Here is a 17,852-nt window from a genome sequence, read left to right as displayed (position 1 = left end):
GGTCGGGCGTAGAGTGGCGGACTGTGTGGGCGTACGCCCACCGACAGTTTCTCCAGAGATAAAAAGCCATGATCGATTGCTTGCGCAGCCTGCTGCGCCCCGTTGTCTGCCTGCCTTCGGCCGCTGCCGTGCTGGCGCTGGCCTTGAGCGCTGGTGCCGTGGCCCAGACGGCGCCTCCCACCACCGCCCCTGCAGCGCCGGTGGCCACCGCATCCGCTGCGGCCACGGTGCCTGCGTCGTCCATGGCATCGCGCGTGCTGGCCTGCACCGCCTGCCATGGCAAAGAGGGCCGCGCCACGCCCGATGGCTACTTTCCGCGCATTGCGGGCAAGCCAGCGGGCTACCTGACCAACCAGTTGCTCAACTTTCGCGATGGGCGGCGCAGCTACCCGCAGATGGGGTACCTGATCGAGCACCTGACAGACGACTACCTGCGCGAGATGGCTGAGTACTTTGCCGCGCAGGACCTGCCGTACCCGCCGCCGCTTGCGCCGCAAGTGCCACCCGCCGTGCTGGAGCGCGGGCGCGTGCTGGTGCAGCGGGGTGACGTTGGGCGCAACATCCCGGCCTGCGTGGCCTGCCACGGTGCGGCCATGACGGGGGTGGCACCGTCCATCCCCGGCCTGCTGGGCCTGCCGCGTGACTACCTCAACAGCCAGCTGGGTGCCTGGAAGACCGGCCAGCGCCGCGCGCATGTGCCCGACTGCATGGCCGACATTGCGCGCCAGCTCACGCCCGATGACGTGAGCGCTGTCTCGGCCTGGCTGGCCGCCCAGCCCGTGGCGGCGGGTGGCAAGCCGGCCCGCACGCTGCCCGCCGCCATGCCGGCGCGTTGCGGCGGTGTGGCGGAGGTTCCCGTCGCTGCTGCAGCTGCACGCTGAGAAGGGATGCACCGATGAAACGCATCCTTTGGACGATTTCTTCCGTTCTGGCCGGCTTGGGCATTGCTGCTGCAGCGCTGATCTCCCTGAACCTGCGCGGCGAAGAGCCGCTGCCCGCCACCGAGACGCTGCAATCCACGCCTGCACTGGTGCAGCGCGGCGAATACCTGGCCCGCGTTGGCAACTGCATGGCCTGCCACACGACCCCAGGCGGCGCGCCGTTTGCGGGCGGTCGCGGTATCGAGACGCCGTTTGGCGTGGTGCACAGCTCCAACCTCACGCCCGACAAAGCGCAAGGCATTGGCAGCTGGACCTCGGCCGAGTTCTGGCGCGCCATGCACCATGGCCGCAGCAAGGACGGGCGGCTGCTGTACCCGGCGTTTCCGTACCCCAACTACACGCAGGTGACGCGCGAGGATTCGGACGCCATCTTTGCCTATCTGCAAAGCCTGCCCGCTGCGCCAGACGCCAACCGCGCCCACGCGCTGCGTTTTCCGTACAACACGCAGGCGGCCTTGGCGGTATGGCGTGCGCTGTTTTTTGCACCCGGAGTGCCCGCCGCCGAACCCACGCAGACGGCCGAATACAACCGGGGCGCCTATCTGGTCAACGGCCTGGGCCACTGCACCGCCTGCCACACGCCGCGCAATGCACTGGGCGCGACATCGGACGCCAAGGCCTTCACTGGCGGCCTGATTCCGGTGCAGAACTGGTATGCCCCGGCGCTCAATGCGGCGCACGAGGCGGGCGTGAAGGAATGGCGTACCGATGACGTGGTGGCGCTGCTCAAAACCGGTGTGGCCCCGCAGGGCTCGGTACTGGGCCCCATGGCCGAGGTGGTGTTCCGCAGCACGCAGTACCTGAGCGACGCCGATGCGCGCGCCATGGCCGTCTACCTGCAAGCCCTGCCGCAGCAGGATCACAAGGCGCCCGCCTCCGTAGCCCCGCCGCCTGCCAGCGCAATGGCACGGGGCGGCAAGGTGTACGAGCAGCAGTGCGCACAGTGCCACGGCGACCGGGGGCAGGGCGAGCCCGGCGCGTTCCCGGCGCTGGCGGGCAACCGCGCCGTCACCTTGGCCGACCCGACCAATCTGGTGCGCGTGGTGCTGCAGGGCGGCTACCTGCCCGCCACGGCAGGCAACCCGCGTCCGCATGGCATGCCGCCGTTTCAGCAGACCCTGTCGGACGAAGAAGTGGCGGCGGTGACCACCTTTGTGCGCAACAGCTGGGGCAACCAGGCGCCGGGTGTGGGTACCATCGAGGTCTATCGCGCGCGCGAGCGGCGCGGCATGTAGCGCCAGGCCCCGGGGCCAGCGCCCGCCGCCCCGCAGCGCGGCCCTCCAGGAGCCTTTTTGATGTCCAGTCCCGCCGCACTGCCCGAACCCACCCCCACGAGCCCGGGGGGCGCCACGCCCAGCGGCTGGTGGGCCGTGTGCCTGTGCGCAGCGTGGTGCGGCACCTGCGGCATCTACCGCCCCTTGTTCGACGAATTGGCCCGTGCGCACCCGGACGTGCGGTTTGAATGGGTGGACATTGAAGACGAGTCCGATCTGGTCGGGGACCTGGACGTGGAAACCTTTCCCACCCTGCTGATTGCCGACGGCGAGCGGGCCCTGTTCCTGGGGCCGCTGTTGCCGCAGGCGCCGGTGCTGACACGGTTGTTGACCAGCCTGCAGGGGGCGGCGCCCGGGGGGGCTGGGGTGGGGGGCGACGCCCAGGGCGTTTTTGACCGGGTGCGTGCTGCGCGCGGCGGCTAGTGGGCGGTCTTGCGGCCTGGTAGCGGTCGTTGCCGTAACTCCGCTCATTGTCTGAATGCTCTTTATTTGATAGCTGATAGCGCATGATTCATTAGCGCTACAGCCACTTTTTGCTCGAAATCCGTGTCCACACCCCGCCCACCCTGGTTCCCGCTCAATTCACTGCAGGCCCAGTGCGACAAGGGCGCGTGGGAGCGGGGCATGGAGCTGTACCGCCAGGCCGACGTGGTGCGCGTGGGTATTCGGCAGCCAGCCGAGGGGCGCTGGGCCCTGGCGGGGGAAGTGCAGGGCAGCTTGCCCCACCCGTATGAGGTGTCTGTGCAACTAGTGCTTGCGCCCAACGGCCAGGTCAAGCAATGGTCGGGCGATTGCAGTTGTCCCGTGGGGGCGGACTGCAAACACGCCGTGGCCCTGACCCTGGAGGCCGCGCACCGTGATCCGGCGCAAGGCCCGTCGTCTACACGCGCTGCCGATGCGCTCAAGGCCATGCAGGAGCGCAAAGAGGCCCTGGCCCGCGCCGAGGCCGAGGCCCGCTTGCTGCACTGGCTGCAGGAGTGGGACCGCGCCCTGGGCGTTGCGGTGCCGCAAGACCCGGTTGCACGGCCCGGGCGGCCCGAGTGTTATCTCTATCTGGTCTCCACCGTAGGGCGGGCGCGCACCAGCGTGCCGCAGCTGCAGCTGGAGGCCGTGGTGTCGTACCCCAAGCTCACGGGCGGCTGGGCCAAGCCGCAGCAGATCCGCACCCAGCCGGCACCTGGCCAGGCCGTGTACGACCGCGCCAGCGATGCCGACCGCCAGGTGCTGCAGCTGCTGCGCGCCATGCCGCGCAGCGTGGGCTACTACTCGGCCTATAGCGTCGCGCCCATCGGGGTGCTGGAGGGCGCGGTGGGCCTGCTGGCGCTGGAGCAGGCAGCGGCCACGGGCCGCCTGTTTGTGGATGCGGGTGGGTCCACTGTGGGCGCGCCTTTGCGATGGGGCGACCCGTTGCCGATCACGTGGGCATGGCAGACGTCTACGCCTGCGCAAGGCGGCGAGGCTGTCTGGGGGCTACAGGCACGGCTGCCGGGCGACACCGCCATGCTGTGCGACAACCACCCGCCGCTGTACCTGGACGCCGTCCAGGGCGTTTGCGGCCCGGTGCACGCCGAGGGCCTGAGCCCTGCGCAGGTGGCCATGCTGCTCAAGGCGCCCGCGCTTGCTGCCGCCGCCCTGCAAAAGCACCATGCCGAGGTGGTGCGCCGCATTGGCGGCGTGTTGCCCTTGCCTCCGGCGCTGGGTCCGCTCACGCTGGTGCGGGGGGTAAAACCCGTGGCGCGCTTGCATTTGGCCCCGTCGCCTGCCGACAGGGTGGCAGAAATGGGGCTCATCACCGCGCACTTGCGTTTTGACTACCAGGGCCATGTGGGCTGGTGGGCAGGGCAGGAGCTCGCGGTGCTGGTGCCCGGTGCCGACGGCGGCGAGGTGCTGCTGCAGCGCGATGCGGTGGCTGAGCGCCATGCTGTCGAGCGTCTGGAAGGTCTGGGTCTCCTGGCCACCGACGACGGCCTGTTCGGCATCCCTGGCGAGCGTGCGCAGGATGACTGGATGCATTGGGCAGACAACGGCTTTGCAGGGCTGCGCGACGCGGGTTTTGATGTCACGCTGGACGCGGCGCTGCAGGGCTGGGTGCAGCACGCCGACCGGCTGGATGTGGTGCTGCAGCCTGAGGGGGATGACGCGACCACATCGCCCTGGTTTGCGCTGTCGCTGGGCATGGAGATCAATGGTGTGCGCCACAACATCCTGCCCTGGCTGCCCGATCTGATTGCCGCCGCAGCGGCGCAGCCGCTGGACCCTGCGACGGGCTTGCCCCAGCTGCCGGGACATGTCTACATGCCCTCGTTGACCGGTGCCGGGTTTGTGCGCCTGCCGACAGATACCCTGCGGCCCTGGATGGCCGCGCTGCTGGATCTGGCGGGCGACCGAGCGCGCGACTTCAACGCCGACAGCCTGAAGCTCTCGCGCCTGGATGCCCTGCGCACCAGCGCTGCGCTGGGCGAGGGCGCGGTGTGGCGGGGCGCCGCTGCCTTGCACGACATGGTGGCCCAGCTGCGTGGCGCCAGCGCCTTGCCCGAGGTGCCGCTGCCCGCCAGCGTGCGCGCCACGCTGCGCCCGTACCAGCAGCAAGGGCTGAACTGGCTGCAGTTTTTGCGGGCCCACGACCTGGCCGGTGTGCTGGCCGACGACATGGGCCTGGGCAAGACGCTGCAGACCTTGGCGCACATCCAGGTCGAAAAAGACGCGGGGCGGCTGACTGCCCCCGCCCTGGTGATCGCCCCTGTGAGCCTGATGGGCAACTGGCAGCGTGAGGCCGCCCGCTTTTGCCCGGGCCTGCGGTGCCTGGTGCTGCATGGCGCGGGTCGGCACGAAGTGGCCGATGAAGTCACCTTGCACGACCTGGTCATCGCCCCGTATTCCCTGCTGCAACGCGACCGCGAACGCTGGCTGGCACACCATTGGCACCTGGTGGTGCTGGACGAGGCCCAGAACATCAAGAACGCCAGCAGCCAGGCCGCGCAGGTCGTGGGCGAGCTGCAGGCGCGCCACCGGCTGTGCCTGTCGGGCACGCCCATGGAAAACCACCTGGGCGAGATCTGGAGCCTGTTCCACTTCTTGATGCCGGGTTTTTTGGGCGGCGCGACGCGCTTCAAGGAAGTGTTTCGCACACCCATCGAAAAGCAAGGCGACAGCGCGCGCATGGCGCAACTGCGGGCGCGCATCACGCCCTTCATGCTGCGGCGGACCAAGGCCCTGGTGGCGGGTGAGCTGCCGCCCAAGGTGGAATCGGTCATGCCCGTGGAGCTGAAGGGCGCGCAGGCCGATCTGTACGAAACCATCCGCCTGGGCATGGAAAAGACCGTGCGCGAGGCGCTGCAGTCCAAGGGGCTGGCGCAATCGCAGATCGCGATCCTGGACGCACTGCTCAAGCTGCGGCAGGTGTGCTGCCACCCGCAGCTTGTGCCGCTAGAGGCTGCTGCCAAGGTCAAGACGTCGGCCAAGCTCGACCACTTGATGGCACTGCTGCCTGAAATGTTGGCCGAGGGGCGGCGCGTTTTGGTGTTCTCGCAGTTCACCAGCATGCTCACCCTGATCGAGGCCGAGCTGAAGGCGCGCAACCTGCCTTGGGTCAAGCTCACGGGGCAGAGTGTCAAGCGCGACGCGATCATCGAGCAGTTCACCAGCGGGCAGGTGCCCCTGTTTCTCATCAGCCTCAAGGCGGGCGGGGTGGGGCTGAACCTGCCGCAGGCCGACACCGTAATCCATTTCGATCCCTGGTGGAATCCGGCAGTAGAGGACCAGGCCACCGATCGCGCCCACCGCATCGGCCAGACGCAAAGCCTGTGGGTGATCAAGCTGGTGGCGCAGGGCACGATTGAAGAGAAAATCCTGGCGCTGCAGGAGCGCAAGGCCGAGCTGGCAGACAGCCTGTACAGCGGCGCGGCCGCCCGCAAGGAGCCGCTCTTCACCGAAACCGATCTGGCAGAGTTGTTGCAGCCGCTATCAGTGTCATAGCTGGTAGCGCATGTGGGACAAGCGCAAGACGCTGATTTGGTGCGCTGCGGCCCCGCAGGCCGCATGAACACTGGCTGGGGCCGGTTGACAACAGTTTTCCGAACCCGTGCCTTTGCAAATCAACAGTTTGCACGCTACAATACGACTCTCACGACCAAACGGGCGGGTACCAACCGCCCGTTTTTTTTGGTCGAACGCTTTTGGAGCTCGAAGCTGTCGGGGAAGAGTCTCCGGGGGTTATCGGGTTTTTTGTTTTTCCGGGATTGAACTGAGCACGTGGCACTACAGCAAGTCGTTGAACAAATTGTGACGGGACTGGGATATGACCTGGTGGAGATCGAGCGCTCTGCCGGCGGCCTGTTGCGCGTCACCATCGACTTGCCCTGGGGGCAGCCAGCCGCTGATGCCCCCCAGCCCGTGATCGAGCAGTTCGTGACGGTCGAGGATTGCGAGAAGGTCACCCGCCAGCTGCAGTTTGCGCTGGAGGTCGATGGCGTCGAGTACAAGCGCCTCGAAGTGTCATCCCCCGGTATCGACCGGCCCCTGCGCCACGAGCAAGACTTCGTGCGCTTCGAAGGTTCGGTCATCGACATCACCCTGAAGGCGCCCATTGGCGCCGCAGCAGCGGGAGGGCAAGTCAATGCCACCCGCAAGAAATTTCGCGGCACGCTGGAGCGGGCCGAGGCTGGTGGCTGGCAGATCGTCTGGAGCGACGAGCCGCCGGTCAAGCCAGGTCAAAGAGTCAGCAAGAAACGCGTGCCCGCCCCTTTGCAGGCCATGGGCTTCACCTTGGACGAGTGCCGGGATGTGCGTCTGGCGCCCATCGTGGACTTCAAGGGGCGTGCAGGCAAGGCCGGGGCAGCACCTGCCTGATTTGCTGCAGAAAATTGTGGGGTGGGTGGTCGCAGCGCGCAGCCCCCGCCCTCGGGTGATTGAAATAGGAGAGTCGTCGCATGAATCGCGAATTGTTGATGTTGGTTGAGGCCATTTCGCGCGAGAAGAACGTGGAGCGTGATGTGGTCTTGGGCGCCGTGGAGTCGGCCCTGGCCCAGGCTACCAAGAAGCTGTACCAGGGCGAGGTGGACATTCGCGTGTCGATTGATCGCGACAGCGGCAATTACGAGACTTTCCGCCGCTGGCTGGTGGTGCCCGACGACGCCGGTCTGCAGAACCCCGAAGCCGAAGAGCTGCTGATGGATGCCAAAGAGCGCATCCCGGACATCGAGGTGGGTGAATACATCGAAGAGGGCGTCGAGTCCGTGCCCATCGGCCGCATCGGTGCCATGGCTGCCAAGCAGGTCATCCTGCAGAAGATCCGCGACGCAGAGCGCGAGATGCTGCTGAACGACTTCATGTCGCGCGGCGAAAAGATCTTCACCGGCACCGTCAAGCGCATGGACAAGGGCGACATCATTGTCGAATCCGGCCGCGTGGAAGGTCGCCTGCGCCGCAGCGAAATGATCCCCAAGGAAAACCTGCGCAGCGGCGACCGCGTACGGGCCATGATCATGGAAGTGGATCTGACCCTGCGTGGCGCGCCCATCATCCTGTCGCGCTCGGCACCCGAGTTCATGATCGAACTCTTCCGCAATGAAGTGCCCGAGATCGAGCAAGGCCTGCTGGAGATCAAGTCCTGCGCCCGTGACCCCGGCTCGCGTGCCAAGATCGCCGTGCTGAGCCACGACAAGCGTGTGGACCCCATCGGCACCTGCGTCGGCGTGCGCGGCACCCGCGTGAATGCGGTGACCAACGAACTCGCTGGCGAGCGCGTGGACATCGTGCTGTGGTCTGAAGACCCGGCACAGTTTGTGATTGGCGCACTGGCCCCGGCCAATGTGTCCTCCATCGTGGTCGATGAAGAAAAGCATGCCATGGACGTGGTCGTGGACGAGGAAAACCTCGCCATCGCCATCGGCCGTGGTGGTCAGAACGTGCGCCTGGCGTCCGACCTGACCGGCTGGAAGATCAACATCATGGACGCCGCCGAAAGCGCGCAAAAGCAGGCCAACGAGACCGACACGGCCCGCAAGCTGTTCATGGAAAAGCTGGATGTGGACGAGGAAATCGCCGACATCCTGATCTCCGAAGGCTTCAACAGCCTGGAAGAAGTGGCCTATGTGCCGCTGCAGGAAATGCTGGAGATCGAAAGCTTCGACGAAGACACCGTGAACGAGTTGCGCGCCCGCGCCAAGGATGCGCTGCTCACCATGGAAATCGCCCGTGAGGAAAGCGTGGAAGAGGTCTCCCAGGACCTGCGCGATCTCGAAGGCCTCACCCCCGAGCTCATTGCCAAGTTGGCTGAGGGTGGTGTGCACACACGTGACGACCTGGCCGACCTGGCCATTGATGAACTGACCGACCTGACCGGACAGTCTGCAGAAGAAGCCAAAGCCTTGATCATGAAGGCGCGCGAACACTGGTTCGCGGGGCAAGAGTAAAGGTCAGGGAGGCACGAACCACATATGTCCAGTAACACTGTCGCCGAGTTCGCCACCGAACTCAAAAAATCGCCTGAAACCCTGCTCGACCAGCTCAAGGCTGCGGGCGTGGGCAAGGCTGCCCCCTCCGACGCATTGACCGAGTCGGACAAGCAAAAGCTGCTGGCTTACCTGCAGGCCAGCCATGGCACGGCTTCGGCCGACCGCAAGAAGATCACACTGGTCAAAAAGTCCACCAGCGAGATCAAGCAGGCCGATGCAACGGGCAAGGCCCGCACCATCCAGGTGGAAGTGCGCAAGAAGCGCACGTTCATCCAGCGCGACGAAGGCGCAGAGGCCACGGCCGAGTCCCAAGCAGCGGCTGCGGTGGAAGAGCCCGCCGTGTCGAGCGAAGACCTCGAACTCTCCCGCCGCGAGGAAGAAGCCCGCCGCCAGGCCGAGCTGATCCGTCGCCAGGAAGCGGAGTTGGCCGAGAAGCGTGCAGAGCGTGAAGCCCGCGAGAAGCGCGAGCGCGAAGCCGAAGAGCGCGCTGCCGCCTACGCCGCCCAGGAAGCTGAAAAGAAGGCCCAGGCCTCGGCTGTGAAGCAGGAAGCCACGCGTGAGCAGGCGGCCGAAGCTGCTGCGCGCGCCGCCGCCCAGACGGAAGCCCGCGAAAAGGCCCAGGCAGAAGCCAAGGCCCGCGCGGACGAAGAGTCTGCCCGTGCCCGCGATCTGGAAGAGCGCCGCCGCAAGGCCCTGGCCGAGGCAGAAGCCATTCGCGCCATGATGGCCACGCCCAAGAAGGCGGTCATGGTGGCCAAGAAGCCCGAGGAACCCAAGCCAGCGGCCAAGCCTGCTGTCGTGGGCGACGCCAAGAAGGGCACGCTGCACAAGCCCGCCGTTGGTACCGGTGGTGCGCGTACGGCGGCGGCTGCCCCTGCCACTGCAGGCGCTCCCGGCGCTGGCAAGGAAGTCAAGTCGGCCAAGCTGTCGTCCAGCTGGGCCAACGACACGGCCAAGAAGAAAGAAATCAAGACCCGCGGCGACAGCAGCGGTGGTGTGGGCCGTAACAACTGGCGTGGTGGCCCCCGTGGCCGTCGTGGTGACAACCGCGACCAGCGCGATGACCACCAGAACGCAGCCCCGGCAGAAGCCCGCATCATTGAAGTGCATGTGCCTGAAACCATCACGGTGGCAGAGCTGGCACACAAGATGTCGATCAAGGCTTCTGAAGTCATCAAGGCCTTGATGAAGATGGGCCAGATGGTCACCATCAACCAGCCGTTGGACCAGGACACCGCCATGATCGTGGTGGAAGAAATGGGCCACAAGGCGGTGGTGGCGGCGCTGGACGATCCAGAAGCCTTCACCGACGACGATGCAGGTCAAAAGGACGCCGAGCTGCTGCCACGCGCGCCGGTCGTTACCGTCATGGGCCACGTGGACCATGGCAAGACCTCGTTGCTGGACTACATCCGCCGCGCCAAGGTCGCTGCAGGCGAAGCCGGCGGCATCACGCAGCACATTGGTGCCTACCACGTGGAAACGCCACGCGGCATGGTGTCGTTCCTCGATACCCCCGGTCACGAGGCCTTCACGGCCATGCGTGCCCGTGGTGCCCAGGCGACCGATATCGTGATTCTGGTGGTGGCTGCCGACGACGGCGTCATGCCCCAGACCAAGGAAGCCATCAAGCACGCCAAGGCGGCCAAGGTGCCGATCGTGGTGGCCATCACCAAGGCGGACAAGCCCGATGCCAACCCCGACCGCGTCAAGCAAGAGCTGGTGGTGGAAGAGGTGGTGCCTGAAGAGTACGGTGGCGATTCGCCCTTTGTGGCCGTGTCTTCCAAGACCGGCATGGGCATCGACGACCTGCTGGAGCAGGTCCTGCTGCAGGCCGAAGTGCTGGAACTGAAGGCGCCGGTCGAAGCCATGGCCAAGGGCCTGGTGATCGAAGCCCAGCTGGACAAGGGCCGCGGCCCGGTGGCCACGGTGCTGGTGCAGTCCGGTACGCTGAAGGTGGGCGATGTGGTGCTGGCTGGCCAGACCTCCGGCCGCGTGCGCGCCATGCTGGACGAAAACGGCAAGCCCGCCAAGACGGCTGGTCCGTCGATCCCGGTGGAAATCCAGGGTCTGTCGGATGTGCCGCAGGCCGGTGACGAGTTCATGGTGCTGTCTGACGAGCGCCGTGCGCGCGAAATCGCGACCTACCGCGCGGGCAAGTTCCGCAACACCAAGCTGGCCAAGCAGCAGGCCGCCAAGCTGGAGAACGTGTTCAACGAGATGACTGCGGGCGAGGTGCAGACCCTGCCCATCATCATCAAGGCGGACGTGCAGGGCTCGCAGGAAGCACTGGCAGCCTCGCTGCTCAAGCTGTCCACCGACGAGATCCGCGTGCAGCTGGTCTATGCCGGCGTGGGCGGTATCAGCGAGTCCGACGTGAATCTGGCGATTGCCTCCAAGGCCATCGTGATCGGCTTCAACGTGCGTGCCGATGCCGGTGCGCGCAAGCTGGCCGAGTCGAGCGATGTGAACCTGCATTACTACAACATCATTTACGACGCCGTGGATGAGTTGAAGGCCGCCATGTCCGGCATGCTGGCCCCCGAGCAGCGCGAAGAGGCCCTGGGTACCGCCGAGATCCGCACGGTGTTCGTGGCTTCCAAGATCGGTACGGTGGCGGGTTCGTACGTCACCTCCGGCCAGGTCACGCGCAACTGCAAGTTCCGCCTGCTGCGCGACAACGTGGTCATCTACACCGGCGAAGTCGAGTCTGTGCGCCGCCTCAAGGACGATGTCAAGGAAGTCAAGGAAGGCTTCGAGTGCGGTATCAAGCTGCGCAACTACAACGACATCAAAGAGGGCGACCAGCTGGAGTTCTTCGAGATCAAGGAAATCGCGCGGACGCTGTAAGGCGAACGGGATACAAGCGACAACATGGCTGCGAAGAAATCATCCACCCCCAACCGTGCCTTCAAGGTGGCCGACCAGATCCAGCGCGATCTGACGGAGCTGATCGCGCGCGAGTTGAAAGACCCGCGCGTGGGCATGGTGACGCTGCAGGGCGTGGAAGTCACTCCCGACTACGCCCATGCCAAGGTGTTCTTCAGCCTGCTGACGGGCGACCCGGTGGAAACCCAGGCAGCCCTCAACCAGGCTGCCGGGTTCCTGCGCAACGGCTTGTTCAAGCGTTTGCACATCCACACCGTGCCTACGCTGCATTTTGTGTTCGACCGCACCTCCGAGCGTGCGGCCGACATGAACGCCTTGATTGCCAAGGCGGTGTCTTCGCGCGCGAAGGAGGACTAGTCCATGCACGCGCCACGCACCAGGGTGCAGCGGCGCCCTGTGCATGGGGTGTTGCTGCTCGACAAACCGCTCGGCCTTTCGAGCAATGACGCCTTGCAAAAGGCGAAATGGCTGCTGCGCGCCGAAAAGGCGGGCCATACCGGCACGCTCGATCCCCTCGCAACGGGCGTATTGCCGCTGTGCTTTGGCGCGGCCACCAAGTTCAGCCAGCTGCAGCTGGATGCTCCCAAGACCTATGAAGCCGTGGCGCTGCTGGGTGCCACGACGACCACCGGCGATGCCGAGGGCGATGTGGTCGAGCGGCGTGAAGTGCTGCCCGAGCAGGTGACGCCAGAGCGCCTGGCCGCCGTCCAGCAGCAGTTCACCGGCCCCATTCGCCAGGTGCCTCCGATGCACAGCGCGCTCAAGAAAGACGGCAAGGCGCTGTACGAGTACGCACGCGCCGGTGTCACGGTGGAGCGTGAAGCGCGCGATGTGGTGATCCATGCACTCAAGCTCACGCTGGTGCAGACAGATCAAGCGCAGCCAGCTATCAAAATAGTAGTGACCTGCAGCAAGGGCACCTACATCCGCACGCTGGGTGAAGACATCGGCGCCGCACTGGGCTGTGGTGCGCACCTCACCTTTCTGCGCCGCATCGACACCGGTGGGCTGGGAGTGGAGCGCTGCGTCACGCTGGCGCAGCTGGAGGCCATGCCCGAGGCTGAGCGTCTGGCCGCCCTGGAGGCGCCCGAGTCGCTGCTGGCACAACACATGCGTGTCACGCTGGACGGTGAGAATGCAGCCCGATTCCTGTCGGGCGTGCGTCGCCGTGGCAACTGGCCCGATGCCAGTGCCGTGGCGGTGTTTGGCGAGAGTCCTCCGGCGCTGCTGGGGGTGGGCCACATCGTGGGCGGGGAGCTGGTGCCGGACAGGCTCCTGAGTCCGCTGGAAATTCAACAAATTTTGGAAGGCATGCCGCACCCTCAAGCCAGCGGCACATTGGAAAAACTATGACGACGAAACAAATCCGCAACATCGCGATCATCGCCCACGTTGACCACGGCAAAACCACCATGGTCGACCAGCTGCTGCGCCAGTCCGGCACCTTCGCCGACCACGAAAAGGTCGTCGACACCGTGATGGACAACAACGCGATCGAAAAAGAGCGCGGCATCACTATCCTAGCCAAGAACTGCGCCGTGAGCTGGAAGGGCACGCACATCAACATCGTGGACACCCCCGGCCACGCGGACTTCGGCGGCGAAGTGGAACGTGCCCTGTCCATGGTCGACAGCGTGGTGCTGTTGATCGACGCGCAAGAAGGCCCCATGCCCCAGACGCGTTTCGTGACCAAGAAGGCTCTGGCCCTGGGCCTGCGCCCCATCCTGGTCGTGAACAAGGTGGACAAGCCTGGTGCCAACCCCGACAAGGTCGTGAACGCTGCGTTCGACCTGTTTGACAAGCTGGGTGCTACCGACGAGCAACTGGACTTCCCCGTGGTGTACGCCTCGGGCATCAATGGCTGGTCTTCGCTGGAAGAGGGCGCGCCTGGCGAGCAGTGGGGCCCCGACATGTCGGCCCTGTTCGACACCATCCTCAAGCACGTGCCACCAAACTCCGGCAACCCTGACGCCCCCCTGCAACTGCAGATCTCGGCGCTGGACTTCTCCAGCTTCGTGGGTCGCATCGGTGTGGGCCGCATCAGCCAAGGCACGCTCAAGCCCGCACAGGACGTGCTGGTGATGGAAGGCCCCGATGGCAAGACCACCAAGGGCCGCGTGAACCAGGTGCTGACCTTCCAGGGCCTTGACCGCATGCAGACCCCCCTGGCCGGCCCGGGCGACATCGTGTTGATCAACGGCATTGAAGACATCGGCATCGGCGTGACCGTGACCGACCCTGCCAACCCCGCACCGCTGCCCATGTTGAAGGTGGACGAGCCCACGCTGACCATGAACTTCTGCGTGAACACCAGCCCGCTGGCCGGCCGCGAAGGCAAGTTCGTGACCAGCCGCCAGATCTGGGACCGCCTGCAAAAGGAACTGCAGCACAACGTGGCACTGCGCGTGAAGGAAACCGACGAAGAAGGCGTGTTCGAAGTGATGGGCCGTGGCGAATTGCACCTGACCATCCTGCTGGAAAACATGCGCCGCGAGGGCTACGAACTGGCCGTGTCCAAGCCCCGCGTGGTGTTCAAGGACATCGACGGTGTCAAGCACGAGCCTATCGAGCTGGTGACGGCCGACATCGAAGAAGGCCACCAGGGCGGTGTGATGCAAGCCCTGGGCGAGCGCAAGGGCGAGCTGGTGAACATGGAGTCCGACGGCCGTGGCCGCGTGCGCCTGGAATACCGCATCCCGGCCCGTGGCCTGATCGGTTTCACCAACGAATTCCTGAACCTGACGCGCGGTTCGGGCCTCATCAGCAACATCTTCGACAGCTACGAGCCGCACAAGGGCGATATCGGCGGTCGCAAGAACGGCGTGCTGATCTCCATGGACGACGGTGAAATCTTCACCTACGCCCTGGGCAAGCTGGACGACCGTGGCCGCATGTTCGTGAAGGCCAACGACCCCGTGTACGAAGGCATGATCGTCGGTATCCACAGCCGTGACAACGACCTGGTGGTGAACGCCACGCGCACCAAGCAGCTGACCAACTTCCGCGTGTCCGGCAAGGAAGACGCGATCAAGATCACGCCCCCGATCGACCTGACGCTGGAATACGGTGTGGAGTTCATCGAGGACGACGAACTGGTCGAGATCACGCCCAAGTCCGTGCGCCTGCGCAAGCGCCACCTGACCGAAAACGAGCGCAAGCGCGCTGCCCGTTCCTGATGGATCGGCGGGTCGGTCCATCGATGGATCGATAGACTGACCGTTTCCGACAAGGGCCACTGCAGCGCAGTGGCCTTTTTTCCGTCTGCAAGTTGGAACCCATGTTGAAACTCACACATTCCCGTGCCGTGGTGCTGATGGTGGCCGTGACCCTGATGTGGTCCATCGCCGGTGTGGTCACGCGCCACCTGGAGCATGCGGCGAGCTTTGAGGTGACCTTCTGGCGCAGCTTCTTCACGCTGCTGGCGCTGCTGGTCATCCTGCCCGTACTGCAGGGCAGGGCGGTGTTTGCCTCGATGCGCCATGGCGGGCGGGCGCTGTGGATCTCGGGTGTGTGCTGGAGCGTGATGTTCACGGCCTTCATGGTGGCACTGGTGCTGATGCCGGTGGCCAATGTGCTGGTGACCATGTCGGTGGGCCCCTTGCTCACGGCGCTGTTGGCACGGGTTTTCATTGGCCACCACATCGCTCCCCGCACCTGGGCAGCCATTGCGGTAGCAGGGCTGGGCATTGGCTGGATGTACGGTTCGCAAATGGCGGGCCTGCCGCTGCTGGGTACCCTGGTGGCCTTGTGCGTACCTGTGGCGGCGGCGGTGAACTGGACGGTGGTGCAGCACTCGCAGCGCCATGGCCATGCGGTGGACCTGGTGCCGGCGGTGCTGGTGGGTGCGGTGATCTCGGTGGTGGCGACCCTGCCGCTGGCGTTCCCGTTTCAGGCATCTTTTTACGACCTGGGGCTGCTGGCCCTGCTGGGCGTGGTGCAATTGGCGATTCCCTGCGTGCTGGCGGTGCGCTGCGGCAGGGTGCTCAAGGCGCCCGAAATGGCGCTGCTGGGTTTGCTGGAAGTGATTTTCGGCATCCTGCTGGCATGGCTGGGTGCGGGCGAGAAGCCTGCGCCTGCCGTGCTGACCGGAGGCGCACTGGTCATCGGTGCGCTGGTTTTCAATGAACTGTTGGGTTGGAAGGAACAAAAATGACGGAGACGGTTGTGTCTGAAGTGTTGAGCGAGGTGCGGGGCCAGGTGGGCTTCATCACCCTGAATCGTCCACGGGCGCTCAATGCCCTGTCGCTGGGCATGGTGCGTGACCTGATGGGCATCCTGCTGGCATGGCAGAACGATGCGCGGGTGCTGGCGGTGGCCATTCGTGGCAGCAACAAGGAGGGCCCGTTTGGGGCTTTCTGCGCGGGCGGCGATATCCGTTTTCTGCACCAAGCAGGCAGCCAGGGCAACCCGCTGATCGAGGATTTCTTCACCGAGGAATACGCGCTCAACCATCTGATCCACAACTACGCCAAGCCCTACATCGCCTTCATGGACGGCATCGTGATGGGCGGCGGCATGGGTATCAGCCAGGGCGCTGCGCTGCGTGTGGTGACCGAACGCACCAAGATGGCCATGCCCGAAACCGCTATTGGCCTGTTCCCGGATGTGGGTGGTGGGTACTTTCTGAGCCGTTGCCCCGGCCGGGTGGGCGAGTGGCTGGCCCTGACGGGCGACACCATCGGCGCAGGCGATGCCATTGCCTACCAGCTGGCCGATGGCTGCATGCCGTCAGACCGGCAAGTGGCGGTGTGGGACGCCCTGGCCATACAAAGCTTTGCAGATGGCGCGGCTATCAAGGCCTATGTTGCTTCTCAATTTGTAGCAGCTCAGGCAAGCTGTTCTAGCGCTCAGGCCGATATTGACCAATATTTTGCGCTGCCGACCGTTGGCGAGATCGTGCGGGGGCTTGAAGCGGCTGGCAGCGACTGGGCGCGTGCCACCGCCGCCACGCTGCGCAAGCGTTCGCCACTGATGCTGCATGTGGTGCTGGAACAAATCCGCCGCGCCCGCACTATGGGCCTGGCCGACGACTTGCGCATGGAGCGCGACATGGTGCGCCACTGCTTCTTCCTGCGCCCGGGGCAAAGCGAGACCGTCGAAGGCATCCGCGCCCTGGCTGTGGACAAGGACCATGCGCCCCGCTGGAATCCAGGCCGCATTGAGGACGTGACGCCGGACATGGTCACTCCGTTCTTTGCCAGCCCCTGGCCTGTGCACGCCCATCCGCTGGCCCATCTGGCCTGATCGGCGAAGGCTGTAGTCGGGCGTTTGGGTTGCGCACCAAGCGCCTGTTCAAGACCTCCTCGGGCGCACGCATCGGTGATCGCGGGCCGGGAGACCTGCGATCTGCCTGCTGTGCGGCTGCGATGTTCCCGCTTTTATGGGTTCAATTGCTGGTACACGGCAGTGGCCAGGGCCAGCAGATCAGGCCGCGAGAGCTGCCCGCTCAGCGCATAGCCAAAGCCCCCATCTGTCCAGTAAAAGCCGGGCACAGGGCCTTCCTGCGTGAACTGGAACGCGGTAGCGGGGGGCGCCGCCAGTGTCGTTTCCTTGCTTCGTGGTGCGCCGCCTTGGTTTTCGCCCGCAGGGCGGGGCGAGGACGGCGCCAGAGCGCCTAGGTACAGCGTGATGCGCTGACCGGTGCCGTTCTGGTACATGAACTGCGCGCGCGCGCCCGTGTCGCCAGGCAGCAAGCGGCCACCCACCAGTTCATAGCCTTGCGCTCCGAGCGCGGGGACTTTGAGGGGGCGATCCAGGCGCTTGGACAACCACTGCACCAGGTGGTCTTGCTGGGCGGCAGTGACCTCTACCGGGTGGCGCACCTCGGGTTGGTACACCGCGTGGGCCACCGAGGCCTGTTGTGCAAAGCGCTGTGCCGGTTCGGCGGCCAACAGCGTGGTGCCCTGGCCCGCAGCGATGGTTTGACCAGGCATCCCGGCGGGCCAATGGCTGCGCCCCGTCCAGCCCAGCACAAAGGCCAGCAACACGGATGCAGCCATACCACCCCAGCGCCACCATTGCGCGTATTGCTCGCGTCGGTCGGTGGCACGCCGCGCTGCGGCCAGCAGGGCGTCGGGCACGGGGGCGTGGAGCAGGTCCTGGTGCAGGGCCTGCAGCCGCTGCCGCTGCGTCTGCCAGAGGGCCAGCGTGGCCTGGGCCTCCTCATCGTCCCGCAGTTGCTCGCGCAGCGCCTGGGCCTGCGCAGGAGTCAACTGGCCGTCCACAAGGGCGTGCCAGGCGCTGGTTTCTTCAGCGCGCGGTGGAGGGGCAGGGTGCTTGGGGGCCATGGCGGG

13 protein-coding genes are annotated in these 17,852 nt (G+C 65.6%); 12 read left to right on the top strand and 1 reads right to left on the bottom strand.

The features are described 5' to 3' along the window. Positions 1-68 precede the first annotated feature (68 nt). The 12 genes from C380_RS14765 (at position 69) to C380_RS14710 (ending at position 16,803) form a co-directional block, all read left to right on the top strand. Entirely contained in the window at positions 69-881 is an 813-nt protein-coding gene (locus tag C380_RS14765) for a c-type cytochrome (RefSeq protein WP_015014657.1), read from the top strand. A 14-nt stretch (positions 882-895) separates the two neighbouring features. Beyond that, complete coding sequence (locus C380_RS14760) at positions 896-2,176, top strand: c-type cytochrome (RefSeq protein WP_015014656.1); 1,281 nt, start codon at positions 896-898, stop codon at positions 2,174-2,176. A 60-nt stretch (positions 2,177-2,236) separates the two neighbouring features. Next, entirely contained in the window at positions 2,237-2,638 is a 402-nt protein-coding gene (locus C380_RS14755; RefSeq protein WP_015014655.1) for a thioredoxin family protein, read from the top strand. A 123-nt stretch (positions 2,639-2,761) separates the two neighbouring features. Next, complete coding sequence (locus tag C380_RS14750; RefSeq protein ID WP_238544024.1) at positions 2,762-6,190, top strand: DEAD/DEAH box helicase; 3,429 nt, start codon at positions 2,762-2,764, stop codon at positions 6,188-6,190. Between the two features lie 276 nt (positions 6,191-6,466). Next, positions 6,467-7,063 carry a ribosome maturation factor RimP gene (rimP, locus tag C380_RS14745; protein WP_015014653.1) on the top strand — a complete coding sequence of 199 codons (597 nt, stop codon included), beginning with the start codon at positions 6,467-6,469 and terminating at the stop codon, positions 7,061-7,063. Between the two features lie 80 nt (positions 7,064-7,143). Beyond that, entirely contained in the window at positions 7,144-8,628 is a 1,485-nt protein-coding gene (nusA, locus tag C380_RS14740) for a transcription termination factor NusA (protein ID WP_015014652.1), read from the top strand. Between the two features lie 24 nt (positions 8,629-8,652). After that, positions 8,653-11,520, top strand: coding sequence for a translation initiation factor IF-2 (gene infB / locus C380_RS14735; protein WP_015014651.1), 2,868 nt, complete (start codon positions 8,653-8,655; stop codon positions 11,518-11,520). Between the two features lie 24 nt (positions 11,521-11,544). Further along, on the top strand, positions 11,545-11,916 hold the full coding sequence (rbfA, locus tag C380_RS14730; protein ID WP_008904004.1) for a 30S ribosome-binding factor RbfA: 372 nt from the start codon (positions 11,545-11,547) through the stop codon (positions 11,914-11,916). Positions 11,917-11,919: 3 nt separating this feature from the next. Further along, complete coding sequence (truB, locus tag C380_RS14725) at positions 11,920-12,912, top strand: tRNA pseudouridine(55) synthase TruB (protein ID WP_015014650.1); 993 nt, start codon at positions 11,920-11,922, stop codon at positions 12,910-12,912. After that, the gene (gene typA, locus C380_RS14720; protein ID WP_015014649.1) at positions 12,909-14,735 is read left to right on the top strand and encodes a translational GTPase TypA; all 1,827 of its coding nucleotides are present in this window, start codon (positions 12,909-12,911) and stop codon (positions 14,733-14,735) included. The genes truB and typA overlap by 4 nt, the downstream gene beginning before the upstream one ends. A gap of 101 nt (positions 14,736-14,836) precedes the next feature. Then, positions 14,837-15,712, top strand: a complete 876-nt coding sequence (locus C380_RS14715; protein ID WP_015014648.1) for a DMT family transporter — start codon at positions 14,837-14,839, stop codon at positions 15,710-15,712. After that, positions 15,709-16,803 carry an enoyl-CoA hydratase/isomerase family protein gene (locus C380_RS14710; protein ID WP_015014647.1) on the top strand — a complete coding sequence of 365 codons (1,095 nt, stop codon included), beginning with the start codon at positions 15,709-15,711 and terminating at the stop codon, positions 16,801-16,803. The genes C380_RS14715 and C380_RS14710 overlap by 4 nt, the downstream gene beginning before the upstream one ends. Before the next feature lie 134 nt (positions 16,804-16,937). Here C380_RS14710 and C380_RS14705 read toward each other — a convergent pair whose 3' ends face one another. Further along, positions 16,938-17,846, bottom strand: coding sequence for an anti-sigma factor (locus C380_RS14705; RefSeq protein WP_015014646.1), 909 nt, complete (start codon positions 17,844-17,846; stop codon positions 16,938-16,940). Between the last annotated feature and the right edge of the window lie 6 nt (positions 17,847-17,852).

This window comes from Acidovorax sp. KKS102 (assembly GCF_000302535.1).
Classification (GTDB): Bacteria; Pseudomonadota; Gammaproteobacteria; order Burkholderiales; family Burkholderiaceae_C; genus Acidovorax.
This window is presented reverse-complemented; position numbering and strand designations above follow the sequence as displayed.

Coding starts and splice junctions, on each gene's coding strand:
- C380_RS14715 (WP_015014648.1), top strand. CDS start 14,837: ATGTTGAAACTCACACATTCCCGTGCCGTGGTGCTGATGGTGGCCGTG.
- typA (WP_015014649.1), top strand. CDS start 12,909: ATGACGACGAAACAAATCCGCAACATCGCGATCATCGCCCACGTTGAC.
- rbfA (WP_008904004.1), top strand. CDS start 11,545: ATGGCTGCGAAGAAATCATCCACCCCCAACCGTGCCTTCAAGGTGGCC.
- C380_RS14755 (WP_015014655.1), top strand. CDS start 2,237: ATGTCCAGTCCCGCCGCACTGCCCGAACCCACCCCCACGAGCCCGGGG.
- infB (WP_015014651.1), top strand. CDS start 8,653: ATGTCCAGTAACACTGTCGCCGAGTTCGCCACCGAACTCAAAAAATCG.
- C380_RS14710 (WP_015014647.1), top strand. CDS start 15,709: ATGACGGAGACGGTTGTGTCTGAAGTGTTGAGCGAGGTGCGGGGCCAG.
- C380_RS14705 (WP_015014646.1), bottom strand. CDS start 17,846: ATGGCCCCCAAGCACCCTGCCCCTCCACCGCGCGCTGAAGAAACCAGC.
- truB (WP_015014650.1), top strand. CDS start 11,920: ATGCACGCGCCACGCACCAGGGTGCAGCGGCGCCCTGTGCATGGGGTG.
- C380_RS14760 (WP_015014656.1), top strand. CDS start 896: ATGAAACGCATCCTTTGGACGATTTCTTCCGTTCTGGCCGGCTTGGGC.
- nusA (WP_015014652.1), top strand. CDS start 7,144: ATGAATCGCGAATTGTTGATGTTGGTTGAGGCCATTTCGCGCGAGAAG.
- C380_RS14765 (WP_015014657.1), top strand. CDS start 69: ATGATCGATTGCTTGCGCAGCCTGCTGCGCCCCGTTGTCTGCCTGCCT.